Below are 12,098 nucleotides of genomic sequence, written 5' to 3'. Positions count from 1 at the left end.
CCTCTTTCAGAGTCAACCCTGAAGTTCAGGATTTTTTCTCTTCAACCGACCGGGTTAACTGTGAAGTGATTCACATCCGCCGTGTCGATGGAGGCGCATTATAGGGATCCCAATTTTTAGCACAAGTACTTTTTGGATCTTTTTTTCCAACTGTCGATTTTCCGCGCTTTTCGCTGAAATCCCACCCAATATGCTTAAATATTGACGCTTTTTGCCTTGCCTCGATCCAATAATATGATCAAGTCTTCTATATAGTGCTCATCGTTCGAGGTAGATATGTCCGCAGTGTTACGTCCTTATAAAGATCTTCTCCCCCAAAAAGGCGATCGCGTGATGATCGATGCCAGCAGCGTGGTCATCGGCGATGTTCGAATAGCCGATGACGTCAGTATCTGGCCGCTCGTCGCCATTCGGGGGGATGTAAACCATGTGGCCATTGGTGCACGCACCAATATTCAGGACGGTAGCGTTCTGCACGTAACCCACAAATCCTCCTATAACCCCCAGGGCAATCCACTCATCATTGGAGAAGATGTCACCGTCGGCCATAAAGTGATGCTTCACGGCTGCACTATTGGTAATCGGGTTCTTGTTGGCATGGGGTCGATTTTGCTGGATGGCGTCATTGTAGAAGATGACGTGATGATTGGCGCAGGCAGCCTTGTTCCCCAGAACAAAAGACTGGAGAGCGGCTATCTCTATTTGGGAAGCCCGGTAAAACAGATCCGCCCCCTGAAGGAGGCAGAGATCGAAGGATTAAAATACTCGGCGAATAACTACATTAAATGGAAGAATGACTATCTGAGTCAGGATACCCAGACCCAACCCTGATCGTCTTCCTGCTGATCGCGGATTAAATCGCTGGCTTCCTCTTCAAGATCCCAGCGATTTTCACAAAACACCTCTAACGGGTCTGAACCACCAAAGCGACGCAACAGCGTTTCCCCACGAATGGCACAGGTAAGTTGCATTCCATGCACCAGCACCGGGAAACAGACCGCCTGTTTACTCTCGTCCCAGCTTTCCCTGTCCGGAAAATGAATTGCCTGATTCACGCCGTGAGCTCCCTTTTCAGCTTTTCAATGACCGGTTCGACCAAAGGCAATACACCGTGCCAGAGCAGCACCGCGTGTGCCGCCTGTCCCACCAGCATTCCCAGCCCATCGGCTACGTGTTTTCCGCCGTGCTGTTCACACCAGTTCAAAAAAGGTGTCTTCCCTTTCTGATAGAACATGTCGTAGAAGTAAATATGGGCACTTACCAGCGAAGCAGGGATCGCCGGCACGTCACCACCGATACCGCTGGAGGTGGCGTTGATGATCAGATCAAACTCACGATCGGCAAGTTCATCCAGGGCGACCGCGCTCACGCTGCCGGTATGTGCGAACAACGCAGCCAGCGCTTCTGCCCGCGAGAAGGTCCTGTTTGTAATGGTCACCGCGCAATCCAGTGACAGCAGAGGCAGCAATACTCCCCGCGACGCTCCGCCCGCACCAATCAGCAGAACCCTGAAACCAGGTTTAATAAACGAGAGCCTTTCCAGATCGCTCAGTAACCCAATTCCGTCAGTGTTATCTCCCAGCAGGCGTCCATCCTCAAGCCGTTTTAAGGTATTCACTGCACCCGCAAGGGAAGCACGCTCGGTGAGTTCATCCGCACGTTCGAAGGCTTCCTCTTTAAACGGTACCGTTACATTCGCACCTTTGCCACCCGCGTTGAAGAAACCCTCCAGCGCAGGAATAAATGCATCAACGGGTGCCAGCACGCGGCCATAGGGATGATTTATTTGCAGTTGCTCGGCAAACAGTTGATGGATTAACGGTGACTTGCTGTGTGCTATCGGATTACCAAAAACAGCATAGGTTTCCATTGGATTACCCCTGGCGAAAACGTTCGCCGGTCAAGGCGTCGCGGATTTCAGACGGATTGAGGCGCCCTCCCGTCTCACCAACGGCAACCGGGAAATCATTCCCAAACTGCGCCCGTACTTCGTCGGTTGTTCGGCAAGGTGGCTGCCCGGTCAGATTCGCGCTGGTTGAGACCAGTGGTTTCCCAAAGGCCAGGCAAAGCTCGACCACCAGCGGATGGTCCGTTACGCGCACGGCGAGGGAATCAAAGCGCCCGGTCAACCAGCGCGGCGTTGTCGGCTTCGCCGGGAAAACAAAGGTCACGGGGCCGGGCCATGCTGAGAAAATAGTCTCCCGCTGCTCCGGCGTTAGCATGGAATCATCGATATAAGGCTTAAGCTGCTCATAGTTAGCAGCGATTAAAATAAGCCCTTTTTCGACTGGCCTCTGTTTAAGTATGAGCAGTCGGCCAACGGCCGTTTCGCTGTCAGGATCGCAACCGACCCCAAAAACAGCTTCAGTTGGATAGGCGATGACTTCTTCATTTTTCAGGACATCCACTGCATGAGCAATGGAGCCTGATGGCAGGTTATTCTTCACTGTTTTGATCCGCCGGAACCGGCTTTCCACATTGTTTACTGGCGCAGAAGCGTTTCAAACCTTGCGCCGTTTTTTTCTCTATAAGTAGCGGATAATTGCAATGAGAGCAGACACCCGCTACCGGTTTGAAATTGATAACAAACTGACATTCAGGATAGCGATCGCAGGAATGAAAGGTCTTACCAAAACGAGAACGGCGCTGCACGAGCTGTCCACGCTGGCATTGAGGACAGGCAATAGCCGTTTCATCAGGTTTATCAATTTGTTCTGTATGTTCACATTCAGGATAGTGGCTACAGCCAATAAACATGCCGAAACGACCCTGACGTAGCGCTAACTCGCCGCCGCAAAGAGGGCAAAGCTGTCCCTCCAGAATTTTGACGATATGTCCATCCGCCTGGCTTTTCAGGGGACGGACATAATCACATTCCGGATAGTGGGAACAACCGAGAAACGGGCCGTGTTTCCCGGACCGAATAACAAGTTCAGCCCCGCACTGCGGGCAGGGCTCATTTTTATGCACCGTGAATAGTGCTGATTTGGCCATAACAACTCTTGGTGCTGCACATTGAATTAATGCAGCATACCTTCATTCACTTCAAAGAGTAATTCTTCCATTTGCTGATAGGCATTTTCACAGCCTGGAATATTAAACAGAACCATCAGGATGACCCACTTGAGGTCTTCCAGTTCGAAGTCTGCCGTATCCAGCGCCATAACGCGCTCTATCACCATCTCTCTCGTTTCGAGGTTTAGCACCTGAATCTGCTCAAGGAATAAAATGAATCCCCGGCAGCTCGCGTCCAGCCTTTCACACTCTTCAGCTGTGTAGATGCGCACAGACAATGGGTCAGAAGCTAACTGCATCGGTTCGGCGAGGCCTTCCTGATAATCAGCCAGTTTTTCCAGCCACATCAACGCATTATAGATATCTTCCCGCTCAAACCCCGCATCGGTAAGATCCTGTGTCAATTTGTCCTGATCCACTCGCATTTCTGCTTCGTTATGGATGTAAGTCTCAAACAAATACATCAGTACGTCGAACATGGCTTGCCCTCCTTAATCGGACATAGCCGCCGGGTACAGCTGCGATCCATCCTGCTAACTCCAGTTCGAGTAGCTGTGCTACCGTAACTGGCACAGGTTGGCCGGCACGTTCAGCGACAACGTCAACAGGTGTTACCTCATCTCCTACGTTAGCCAGGAGCTTGGGAAATGGCAATGCCACCTTTCCCTGATCTGATGAATAATGTCGCTTTTCGGGATCTTCCTGCAGCCATTGCAATCCATATTGCAAATTTTCAAGAATGTCCCTGACTTCCGTTACCGGTGTTGCACCCTGCTTTATCAGCCAGTGCGGCCCTTCGCATCCCGGGTTACCAATTGGGCCGGGTAAGGCAAACACGTCTCGCCCCTGCTCAAGCGCGCACCGTGCGGTCACAAGCGAACCGCTGCGTACCGCTGCTTCAACCACGAACACCCCCTGACTTAGCCCACTGATAATTCGATTACGCCGGGGAAAGTGTCCCGGCCGGGGCTGCGCTGACAGCGGAAACTCAGACACTATCGCGCCACCAGAATCGATAAGCCGCGCAGCCAGCGCCTGATGCCGACGAGGATAAATACTAAAGAGACCGTTACCCAGCACCGCGACGCTACGCCCTTTTGCCGATAGCGCAGCATTGTGGGCGACACCGTCAATACCGCAGGCCAGCCCGCTGGTGATCGTTAAACCACTTTGAGAAAGCTGTTCACAGAGAATTTTTCCCCATCGCTCGCCGTACCATGACGGTGCACGGCTGCCAACAACCGCCAGCTGAACTGCATTCAGTACATCAGGATTGCCTTTAACAAAGACTGCGCCTGGATAATCCGGGATCGTCCGGAGTAAAGGAGGATAAAGAGGGTGATCCGCCGTGATCAGATAGTTACCCGGCTGTTCGAGCCAGAGCAGGCTACTTTCCAGCTCACTTTCCCTGAGCGCAAAGAACCGTGCAGCCTGTTTGACAGACAGACCGGCGTCTCTGACAACGGGACCGTCAATGGTTGTCTGGTTGTGCAATCGTGCTGCCGCTTCCAGCATCACATCGCCATAAAGAGAACCGGTGTGTATTAACCGTAGCCATAACTCAGTCGATGTCATCCTTTCCCCTGCCATAAGCGGCCTCCGCAATCATTGCGATTGGTCACTGATGCTGTCAATCGATGGGGGTTTTGTCTAGAATAGGAGATAATATTCTTATCAACTCCTGAACACGACTCTGGAAATTTATGGCAGTTTTGCAAGTGTTACATATTCCGGACGAGCGCCTTCGCATCGTCGCTGAACCGGTAAAAGAAGTGAATGCAGAAATTCAGCGTATCGTTGATGATATGTTCGATACCATGTACGCCGAAGAAGGTATTGGTCTTGCGGCCACTCAGGTCGACATTCACAAGCGTATTATCGTGATCGACGTATCTGAAAATCGCGATGGCCGCCTGGTGTTAATCAATCCTGAGCTGCTCGAGAAGAGTGGCGAAACAGGTATTGAGGAAGGTTGTCTGTCTATTCCGGAACAGCGTGCTTTAGTGCCGCGCGCCGAAAAAGTGAAAATTCGCGCCCTGGATCGTGACGGCAATCCGTTCGAACTGGAAGCTGACGACCTGCTGGCGATCTGTATTCAGCATGAGATGGATCATCTGGTCGGTAAACTGTTTATCGATTATCTCTCGCCGCTGAAGCAGCAACGAATTCGTCAGAAAGTAGAGAAACTGGATCGTTTGCGTTCTCGCGCATAACGTCCCCCCGGATACAAGGATCATCGTGTCTAAATCACTACGTATTATCTTCGCGGGAACCCCTGATTTTGCAGCGCGTCATCTTGACGCGCTGTTATCTTCTGGCCACCAGGTTGTTGGTGTGTTTACCCAACCGGATCGCCCGGCTGGCCGTGGTAAAAAACTGATGCCAGGTCCTGTTAAGGTGCTGGCAGAAGAGCATGGGTTACCTGTTTTCCAGCCAGCATCCTTGCGCCCTCAGGAAAACCAGCAGCTTGTCGCTGACCTGAATGCCGATGTAATGGTGGTGGTGGCTTACGGTTTAATTCTGCCAAAAGCTGTGCTTGATATGCCTCGCCTGGGTTGCATTAACGTGCATGGTTCTCTGCTTCCACGCTGGCGTGGGGCAGCACCTATTCAGCGCTCTTTATGGGCGGGTGATGCTGAAACGGGCGTCACAATCATGAAGATGGATGTAGGTTTAGACACCGGTGACATGCTTTATAAACTGGCCTGCCCCATCACGGCCGAGGATACCAGTGCCACCCTGTATGACAAGCTGGCAGAGCTTGGCCCGCAAGGGCTGATTGAAACCCTCCAGCAGATTGCGAATAATACGGCGAAACCTGAAGTTCAGGATGAAGCGCTGGTCACTTACGCTGAAAAACTGAGTAAAGAAGAAGCCCGGATTGACTGGTCTCTGTCAGCGGCTCAACTTGAACGCTGCATTCGCGCCTTTAATCCATGGCCGATGAGCTGGATGGTTATCGACGAGCAGCCGGTGAAAGTCTGGAAAGCCTCCCTTATTGACGGTCACACAACGGCTGAGCCCGGTACGATTATCGATGCCAGCAAGAACGGTATTCAGGTAGCTACCGCACAAGGGATCCTGAATCTGGAATCGCTACAACCTGCGGGTAAGAAGGCGATGAGCGCACAGGATTTGTTAAATTCTCGTCGCGAATGGTTTATCCCGGGCAATCGCCTTGCCTGACCTCATTTAATTTTAGCGCCCGGTGTTTCCGGGCATTTTTATTTTTACGGTTATGAAAAAACAAAATTTACGCAGTATGGCGGCTCAGGCCGTTGAGCAGGTTGTCGAGCAGGGCCAGTCATTGAGCAATATCCTGCCAGCTTTGCAGCAAAAAGTGTCCGACAAAGACAAAGCCCTGCTTCAGGAGCTCTGTTTTGGCGTCCTGCGCACGCTTTCTCAGCTCGAGTGGCTGGTTAATAAGCTGATGTCACGTCCAATGACCGGCAAGCAGCGCACCGTGCATTATTTGATTATGGTTGGCTTCTATCAGCTTCTTCACACGCGTATCCCGCCTCATGCCGCACTGGCTGAGACAGTGGAAGGTGCCGTCGTGATTAAACGTCCTATGCTGAAAGGGTTGATTAATGGCGTTCTGCGCCAGTTCCAGCGACAGCAGGAAGAACTTCTGGCTGAGTTCGGGCAAAGTGAAGCACGTTATCTGCATCCTGACTGGCTCCTGAATCGCCTTAAAAAAGCCTGGCCAGAGCAGTGGCAGGCAATTGCCGACGCGAATAATCAGCGTCCGCCGATGTGGTTACGCGTCAACCGTAATCACCATACGCGCGACGCCTGGCTGGCTTTACTGGAAGAGGCTGGAATGAGCGGCTTCACACATGAAGCATATCCTGACGCTGTGCGTTTAGCCTCTCCTGCGCCGGTACATGCTTTACCTGGTTTTGATGAAGGCTGGGTGACCGTACAAGATGCTTCCGCGCAGGGCTGCATGGCCTGGCTGGAACCTAAAAACGGCGAGCACATCCTCGATCTCTGCGCTGCGCCTGGCGGTAAGACGACGCATATTCTGGAAGTGGCCCCTCAGGCAAACGTCATGGCCGTGGATGTCGATGAGCAGCGTCTTTCACGCGTCTATGACAACCTTAAGCGCCTGGGAATGAAAGCGCAGGTTAAGCAAGGCGATGGCCGCAAACCCGCAGAATGGTGTGGTGAAACGCAATTCGATCGCATCTTGTTGGATGCTCCCTGCTCGGCAACCGGCGTTATTCGTCGTCACCCGGATATCAAGTGGTTGCGTCGCGATCGCGATATCAAGGAACTGACTCAACTGCAATCCGACATTCTTGATGCCATTTGGCCACACCTGAAGCCAGGAGGCACACTGGTCTATGCGACCTGTTCTGTCCTTCCGGAAGAAAACAGTCAGCAGATTGCAGCCTTCCTTAAACGTACCCCGGATGCAGTGCTGCACGACACGGGCACGCCTGAACGCCCAGGCCTGCAGAATCTGCCGGCCGCTGAAGAAGGTGATGGCTTCTTTTACGCTAAGCTAATCAAAGAGTGATGTTGAGAACAGGTCACGAGATATGAAGATAATCATTCTGGGTGCCGGACAGGTTGGTGGGACGCTGGCTGAAAACCTTGTTGGCGAAAATAATGACATCACGATTGTCGATACCAATGGCGATCGGCTGCGTGTTTTACAGGACAAATTTGACCTTCGCGTCGTGCAAGGTCATGGCTCGCACCCGCGTGTCCTGCGTGAAGCGGGCGCCGACGATGCTGACATGCTGGTTGCGGTGACCAGTTCTGACGAAACCAACATGGTGGCATGTCAGGTGGCCTATTCGCTGTTCAACACGCCGAACCGGATCGCGCGCATCCGCTCCCCGGACTATGTCCGGGATGCAGAGAAGCTGTTTAATTCCGAAGCGGTCCCTATCGACCATCTCATCGCCCCAGAACAGCTGGTTATCGACAATATCTACCGCCTGATCGAATATCCTGGTGCGCTGCAGGTGGTGAACTTCGCCGAAGGTAAAGTGAGCCTGGCGGTCGTTAAGGCCTATTACGGCGGTCCATTGATCGGTAATGCGCTCTCCACCATGCGTGAGCATATGCCGCATATTGATACCCGCGTTGCAGCCATTTTCCGCCATGACAGGCCAATTCGCCCACAGGGTTCAACCATAGTCGAAGCAGGTGATGAAGTCTTCTTCATCGCGGCCTCTCAGCATATTCGCGCGGTAATGAGCGAACTGCAGCGTCTCGAAAAACCGTATAAACGCATTATGCTCGTTGGCGGTGGTAATATCGGCGCGGGACTGGCGCACAGGCTGGAAAAAGACTACAGCGTGAAGTTGATCGAGCGCGATCAACAGCGCGCGGCTGAGCTGGCTGAAAAGCTGCAAAACACCATCGTCTTTTATGGCGATGCCTCAGATCAAGAGCTGCTGGCAGAAGAGCATATTGATCAAGTTGATCTGTTTATTGCCGTCACTAACGACGACGAGGCGAACATTATGTCCGCCATGCTCGCCAAACGTATGGGGGCAAAAAAGGTCATGGTGCTTATTCAACGCCGCGCCTACGTTGACCTCGTGCAGGGAAGCGTTATTGATATCGCGATATCACCACAGCAAGCAACCATTTCTGCCCTGCTGAGCCATGTCCGTAAAGCGGATATTGTTGGCGTATCCTCCCTTCGCCGCGGTGTGGCTGAAGCCATTGAGGCCGTTGCTCATGGTGATGAAACCACATCACGCGTTGTGGGCCGCGCTATCGATGAAATTAAACTGCCACCGGGAACAATTATTGGTGCCGTGGTGCGTGGAAACGACGTGATGATTGCGAATGATAATTTACGTATCGAGCAAGGCGACCACGTCATTATGTTCCTTACCGATAAAAAGTTTATTACCGACGTCGAACGTTTATTCCAGCCAAGTCCATTCTTCCTGTAATCAATCAGGTGCTTATAAAAGAGCACCTGATTATTAACCCTCTTATTCCCATGCCTTTTATTTTTCATAACGATTAATTATCCCCAATGGAAATTAATTAATCATTTGTTAAACTTATAATCGTCAGTTGGCTCAAGGAGAAGAAAATGAGTTTAGTTAAAGAATTTCGCGAATTTGCGATGCGCGGGAATGTGGTGGATCTGGCAGTGGGTGTCATTATCGGTGCAGCGTTCGGTAAGATCGTTTCATCACTGGTAGCCGACATTATTATGCCTCCCCTCGGGCTGTTAATCGGGGGCATTGATTTTAAACAGTTTGCCGTGACGCTTCGGGATGCACAGGGTGATGTCCCTGCCGTTGTTATGCATTATGGCGTTTTCATTCAGAACATATTTGATTTCGTGATCGTGGCGTTCGCCATTTTTATGGCTATCAAGCTTATCAATAAGCTTAACCGTAAAAAGGCTGAAGAGCCGGCTGCGCCGCCTGCTCCGACAAAAGAAGAAGTGTTATTGACTGAAATTCGCGATCTGTTGAAAGAGCAAAATAACCGCTCTTAATCAGACGTTGAAAAAAGGAAGGCCAGTGGTAAAAAAGCGATTCGCTTGCTTGCCACTGGCCTCCCAGTTACCCCGTTTTGCATGTTTCCCTTTTCGTAAATAACTCCCTTTTCCTTTTTTATTCTTCTCAATACGCTGCCTGAAAAGCGGGTCGTGGAGCAGTGCCTCAATGGCATTGTCCTGAATTTGCCCTTTCGTATGCTGATAGCGGCTCATAATTTCTCCTGAGCATGGTGTATGTCGACGGGAGTCTAGTCCCGGATGAAGTAAAAATCAACAGCCCTGGGTTCCACTGGCCCCCTGTTCAAGCGCTTCAAGAATTGAACAATAAATACTGCTATGAGCTGTACCGCAACAGGCGTCATTCAACCGTTGCAGAGAACGCTGCATGGTCTGTAGTTCCTGTATACGCGCTTCTACTTCATCAAGTCTTGCCTGTACGATGCTCTTCGACTCCTGGCAAGTATGATGTTCAGGATCGATGCGGATCGAAAGTAACTCGCGGATCGAGTCCAGCGTGAAACCGAGCTGGCGAGCGTAGCGGATAAACCGTAAGCGCTGCAGGTCATGATCGGTATAGAGTCGAAATCCACCTTCAGTACGAACCTCGTGATCAATCATCTGCTGCTTTTCGTAATAGCGGATAGTGTCCGGCGTTACGTTAGCAAGCCTGGCAAGTTCACCGATACGGTACATGGTTATTCCTCATTTATTTTCTGCATTAGCCTGTCACTGTACTCACCGTGCAAAAAGTCTGTGCTCATTCCGGCCTGACGCATTTTGAGTTCGATGAGAGCCAGTCGACGGCTAATTTCACAGTGGCTGGGATCATCCTTGCGAATCCCTTTCAGCAGGTCAGCCAGTTGCATGGCCTCTTTACGCTGCTCCAGTTCCGGTGGTAAACAACCGGCATTTTTGAGTAAGCGATATCCGGCCCGTAATTCAGGGGCAACATGCGAATCATCATCAAGCACTAACGGCTCACCGCGTCCCGCAAGGTTATCAAATTCGCCTTTTCGCTGAGCATCGCTGATATGGCGTTCTGCCCACTGGTCGAGCAACCACATGAATAACTCCAGAAGATGAACAGAAAAGATACAGATATTGTAGAGAAGTGGGGATTCAGCGGATATAAAAAAACCCGCCGAAGCGGGTTTTTTTACGTTACTACAGATTACTCTGCAGCAGCTTCTGCTTTAGATTCTGAACGATCAACCAGCTCGATGTAAGCCATCGGAGCGTTGTCGCCTGCACGGAAGCCACACTTCAGAATACGAGTGTAACCACCGGCACGGCTCGCGAAACGCGGACCCAGTTCGTTAAACAGTTTTGCCACGATCTCGTTATCACGAGTACGGGCGAATGCCAGACGACGATTTGCAACGCTGTCAGTCTTGGCAAGAGTAATCAGCGGCTCAACTACGCGACGCAGCTCTTTCGCTTTAGGCAGGGTCGTCTTGATGATTTCATGACGAACCAGTGAACCTGCCATGTTGCGGAACATAGCCTGGCGATGGCTGCTGTTGCGGTTCAGTTGACGACCACTCTTACGATGGCGCATGACCTTATCCTTCTCAGTAAAACCTTAACCTGTGATCCGGTTACTCGTCAGCAATGCTTGCTGGTGGCCAGTTTTCCAGGCGCATGCCCAGAGACAGACCACGTGAAGCCAGCACGTCTTTAATCTCGGTAAGAGATTTTTTACCCAGGTTCGGCGTTTTCAGCAACTCAACCTCGGTACGCTGTACCAGATCACCGATATAGTGGATAGCTTCTGCCTTGAGGCAGTTAGCAGAGCGGACAGTCAATTCGAGATCGTCAACAGGGCGCAGCAGGATCGGATCGAATTCTGGTTTCTCTTCTTTCACTTCCGGCTGACGAACATCACGTAAGTCAACGAAAGCTTCCAGTTGTTCTGCCAGGATGGTTGCCGCACGACGAATCGCCTCTTCAGGATCGATTGTGCCGTTGGTTTCCATTTCGATGACCAGCTTGTCCAGGTCGGTACGCTGTTCTACACGCGCTGCTTCAACATTGTAGGCAATACGCTCTACAGGGCTGTAGCATGCGTCGACCAGCAGACGGCCGATTGGGCGCTCATCTTCTTCCGAATGAATTCGGGCAGAAGCCGGCACATAACCACGACCGCGCTGAACTTTGATACGCATGCTAATCGCTGCGTTCTCATCGGTCAGGTGGCAGATCACGTGCTGCGGCTTGACGATTTCAACATCACCGTCGTGGGTGATGTCGGCTGCAGTCACAGGGCCAATGCCAGATTTATTCAGAGTAAGAATAACTTCATCTTTACCCTGAACTCTCACCGCCAGCCCTTTCAGGTTGAGCAGGATTTCAAGGATATCTTCCTGAACGCCTTCTTTGGTGCTGTACTCATGAAGTACACCATCAATCTCAACCTCGGTCACCGCGCAACCCGGCATCGATGAGAGCAGAATACGGCGCAGTGCGTTACCCAGAGTATGGCCAAAGCCACGCTCTAAAGGCTCAAGGGTCACCTTGGCGTGCGTCGAACTCACTTGCTCGATATCTACCAGGCGCGGTTTTAGAAACTCTGTCACAGAACCCTGCATTGTGTCCT

Annotated in this window: 17 protein-coding genes; 6 read left to right on the top strand and 11 right to left on the bottom strand. The window is 51.5% G+C overall.

What is annotated here, in order from left to right; translation table 11 throughout:
- Positions 1-276 precede the first annotated feature (276 nt).
- Complete coding sequence (locus tag AB6731_RS22890; RefSeq protein ID WP_324285041.1) at positions 277-831, top strand: gamma carbonic anhydrase family protein; 555 nt, start codon at positions 277-279, stop codon at positions 829-831.
- Here the strand turns inward: AB6731_RS22890 and AB6731_RS22885 are convergent.
- The 6 genes from AB6731_RS22885 to dprA are packed head-to-tail and all read right to left on the bottom strand — an operon-like array spanning position 807 to position 4,590.
- Positions 807-1,055: a DUF1488 domain-containing protein gene (locus AB6731_RS22885; protein ID WP_014171883.1), complete on the bottom strand. Its 249-nt coding sequence runs from the start codon at positions 1,053-1,055 to the stop codon at positions 807-809. The genes AB6731_RS22890 and AB6731_RS22885 overlap by 25 nt on opposite strands.
- The gene (gene aroE, locus AB6731_RS22880; protein ID WP_025202893.1) at positions 1,052-1,870 is read right to left on the bottom strand and encodes a shikimate dehydrogenase; all 819 of its coding nucleotides are present in this window, start codon (positions 1,868-1,870) and stop codon (positions 1,052-1,054) included. Before aroE ends, AB6731_RS22885 begins: the two co-directional genes overlap by 4 nt.
- A gap of 4 nt (positions 1,871-1,874) precedes the next feature.
- Positions 1,875-2,447, bottom strand: coding sequence for an L-threonylcarbamoyladenylate synthase type 1 TsaC (gene tsaC / locus AB6731_RS22875; RefSeq protein ID WP_371006838.1), 573 nt, complete (start codon positions 2,445-2,447; stop codon positions 1,875-1,877).
- Positions 2,437-2,994: a type I DNA topoisomerase gene (locus AB6731_RS22870; protein WP_014171886.1), complete on the bottom strand. Its 558-nt coding sequence runs from the start codon at positions 2,992-2,994 to the stop codon at positions 2,437-2,439. The genes tsaC and AB6731_RS22870 overlap by 11 nt, the downstream gene beginning before the upstream one ends.
- A gap of 26 nt (positions 2,995-3,020) precedes the next feature.
- On the bottom strand, positions 3,021-3,494 hold the full coding sequence (gene smg, locus AB6731_RS22865) for a DUF494 family protein Smg (RefSeq protein ID WP_014171887.1): 474 nt from the start codon (positions 3,492-3,494) through the stop codon (positions 3,021-3,023).
- Entirely contained in the window at positions 3,466-4,590 is a 1,125-nt protein-coding gene (dprA, locus tag AB6731_RS22860; RefSeq protein ID WP_059306646.1) for a DNA-protecting protein DprA, read from the bottom strand. Before dprA ends, smg begins: the two co-directional genes overlap by 29 nt.
- Positions 4,591-4,718: 128 nt before the next feature.
- On the opposite strand from dprA, the gene def reads away from it, so the two are divergent.
- The 5 genes from def to mscL all read left to right on the top strand — a co-directional run bounded on the left by def (position 4,719) and on the right by mscL (position 9,499).
- Positions 4,719-5,228, top strand: coding sequence for a peptide deformylase (gene def / locus AB6731_RS22855; RefSeq protein ID WP_008503479.1), 510 nt, complete (start codon positions 4,719-4,721; stop codon positions 5,226-5,228).
- Positions 5,229-5,253: 25 nt separating this feature from the next.
- A complete protein-coding gene (fmt, locus tag AB6731_RS22850; RefSeq protein WP_014171889.1) occupies positions 5,254-6,201 on the top strand; it encodes a methionyl-tRNA formyltransferase in 948 nt (315 codons plus the stop codon).
- Positions 6,202-6,253: 52 nt separating this feature from the next.
- Positions 6,254-7,540 carry a 16S rRNA (cytosine(967)-C(5))-methyltransferase RsmB gene (rsmB, locus tag AB6731_RS22845; RefSeq protein WP_025202890.1) on the top strand — a complete coding sequence of 429 codons (1,287 nt, stop codon included), beginning with the start codon at positions 6,254-6,256 and terminating at the stop codon, positions 7,538-7,540.
- Positions 7,541-7,562: 22 nt separating this feature from the next.
- Positions 7,563-8,939: a Trk system potassium transporter TrkA gene (trkA, locus tag AB6731_RS22840; protein WP_014171891.1), complete on the top strand. Its 1,377-nt coding sequence runs from the start codon at positions 7,563-7,565 to the stop codon at positions 8,937-8,939.
- Positions 8,940-9,085: 146 nt separating this feature from the next.
- Positions 9,086-9,499, top strand: coding sequence for a large-conductance mechanosensitive channel protein MscL (gene mscL, locus AB6731_RS22835; RefSeq protein WP_014171892.1), 414 nt, complete (start codon positions 9,086-9,088; stop codon positions 9,497-9,499).
- On the opposite strand, the gene AB6731_RS22830 is transcribed toward mscL, so the two are convergent.
- From AB6731_RS22830 to rpoA, 5 genes are all read right to left on the bottom strand, one after another.
- Positions 9,500-9,715 carry an alternative ribosome-rescue factor A gene (locus tag AB6731_RS22830; RefSeq protein ID WP_014171893.1) on the bottom strand — a complete coding sequence of 72 codons (216 nt, stop codon included), beginning with the start codon at positions 9,713-9,715 and terminating at the stop codon, positions 9,500-9,502. It lies immediately after the preceding gene.
- A 57-nt stretch (positions 9,716-9,772) separates the two neighbouring features.
- Positions 9,773-10,195, bottom strand: a complete 423-nt coding sequence (gene zntR, locus AB6731_RS22825) for a Zn(2+)-responsive transcriptional regulator (protein WP_014171894.1) — start codon at positions 10,193-10,195, stop codon at positions 9,773-9,775.
- A gap of 2 nt (positions 10,196-10,197) precedes the next feature.
- Positions 10,198-10,566 carry a DUF1992 domain-containing protein gene (locus AB6731_RS22820; RefSeq protein ID WP_044859364.1) on the bottom strand — a complete coding sequence of 123 codons (369 nt, stop codon included), beginning with the start codon at positions 10,564-10,566 and terminating at the stop codon, positions 10,198-10,200.
- Between the two features lie 107 nt (positions 10,567-10,673).
- Positions 10,674-11,060: a 50S ribosomal protein L17 gene (gene rplQ, locus AB6731_RS22815; protein ID WP_001216372.1), complete on the bottom strand. Its 387-nt coding sequence runs from the start codon at positions 11,058-11,060 to the stop codon at positions 10,674-10,676.
- A gap of 40 nt (positions 11,061-11,100) precedes the next feature.
- Positions 11,101-12,090 (bottom strand): DNA-directed RNA polymerase subunit alpha, encoded by a 990-nt coding sequence (rpoA, locus tag AB6731_RS22810; protein ID WP_002919219.1) that lies wholly within the window; start codon positions 12,088-12,090, stop codon positions 11,101-11,103.
- Between the last annotated feature and the right edge of the window lie 8 nt (positions 12,091-12,098).

Origin of the sequence: Enterobacter sp. RCC_40, assembly GCF_041360735.1 — a bacterium.
Taxonomy (GTDB): domain Bacteria; phylum Pseudomonadota; class Gammaproteobacteria; order Enterobacterales; family Enterobacteriaceae; genus Enterobacter; species Enterobacter ludwigii.
The sequence above is the reverse complement of the archived record's forward strand: the minus strand, read 5'-3'. Positions and strand labels throughout refer to the sequence as shown.

What these genes read in the sequence shown, in the direction of transcription:
- zntR (WP_014171894.1), bottom strand. Translation starts at nt 10,195, where the DNA reads ATGTACCGTATCGGTGAACTTGCCAGGCTTGCTAACGTAACGCCGGAC.
- trkA (WP_014171891.1), top strand. Translation starts at nt 7,563, where the DNA reads ATGAAGATAATCATTCTGGGTGCCGGACAGGTTGGTGGGACGCTGGCT.
- AB6731_RS22890 (WP_324285041.1), top strand. Translation starts at nt 277, where the DNA reads ATGTCCGCAGTGTTACGTCCTTATAAAGATCTTCTCCCCCAAAAAGGC.
- AB6731_RS22870 (WP_014171886.1), bottom strand. Translation starts at nt 2,994, where the DNA reads ATGGCCAAATCAGCACTATTCACGGTGCATAAAAATGAGCCCTGCCCG.
- AB6731_RS22830 (WP_014171893.1), bottom strand. Translation starts at nt 9,715, where the DNA reads ATGAGCCGCTATCAGCATACGAAAGGGCAAATTCAGGACAATGCCATT.
- rpoA (WP_002919219.1), bottom strand. Translation starts at nt 12,090, where the DNA reads ATGCAGGGTTCTGTGACAGAGTTTCTAAAACCGCGCCTGGTAGATATC.
- rplQ (WP_001216372.1), bottom strand. Translation starts at nt 11,060, where the DNA reads ATGCGCCATCGTAAGAGTGGTCGTCAACTGAACCGCAACAGCAGCCAT.
- def (WP_008503479.1), top strand. Translation starts at nt 4,719, where the DNA reads ATGGCAGTTTTGCAAGTGTTACATATTCCGGACGAGCGCCTTCGCATC.
- dprA (WP_059306646.1), bottom strand. Translation starts at nt 4,590, where the DNA reads ATGACATCGACTGAGTTATGGCTACGGTTAATACACACCGGTTCTCTT.
- rsmB (WP_025202890.1), top strand. Translation starts at nt 6,254, where the DNA reads ATGAAAAAACAAAATTTACGCAGTATGGCGGCTCAGGCCGTTGAGCAG.
- AB6731_RS22820 (WP_044859364.1), bottom strand. Translation starts at nt 10,566, where the DNA reads ATGTGGTTGCTCGACCAGTGGGCAGAACGCCATATCAGCGATGCTCAG.
- aroE (WP_025202893.1), bottom strand. Translation starts at nt 1,870, where the DNA reads ATGGAAACCTATGCTGTTTTTGGTAATCCGATAGCACACAGCAAGTCA.
- mscL (WP_014171892.1), top strand. Translation starts at nt 9,086, where the DNA reads ATGAGTTTAGTTAAAGAATTTCGCGAATTTGCGATGCGCGGGAATGTG.
- smg (WP_014171887.1), bottom strand. Translation starts at nt 3,494, where the DNA reads ATGTTCGACGTACTGATGTATTTGTTTGAGACTTACATCCATAACGAA.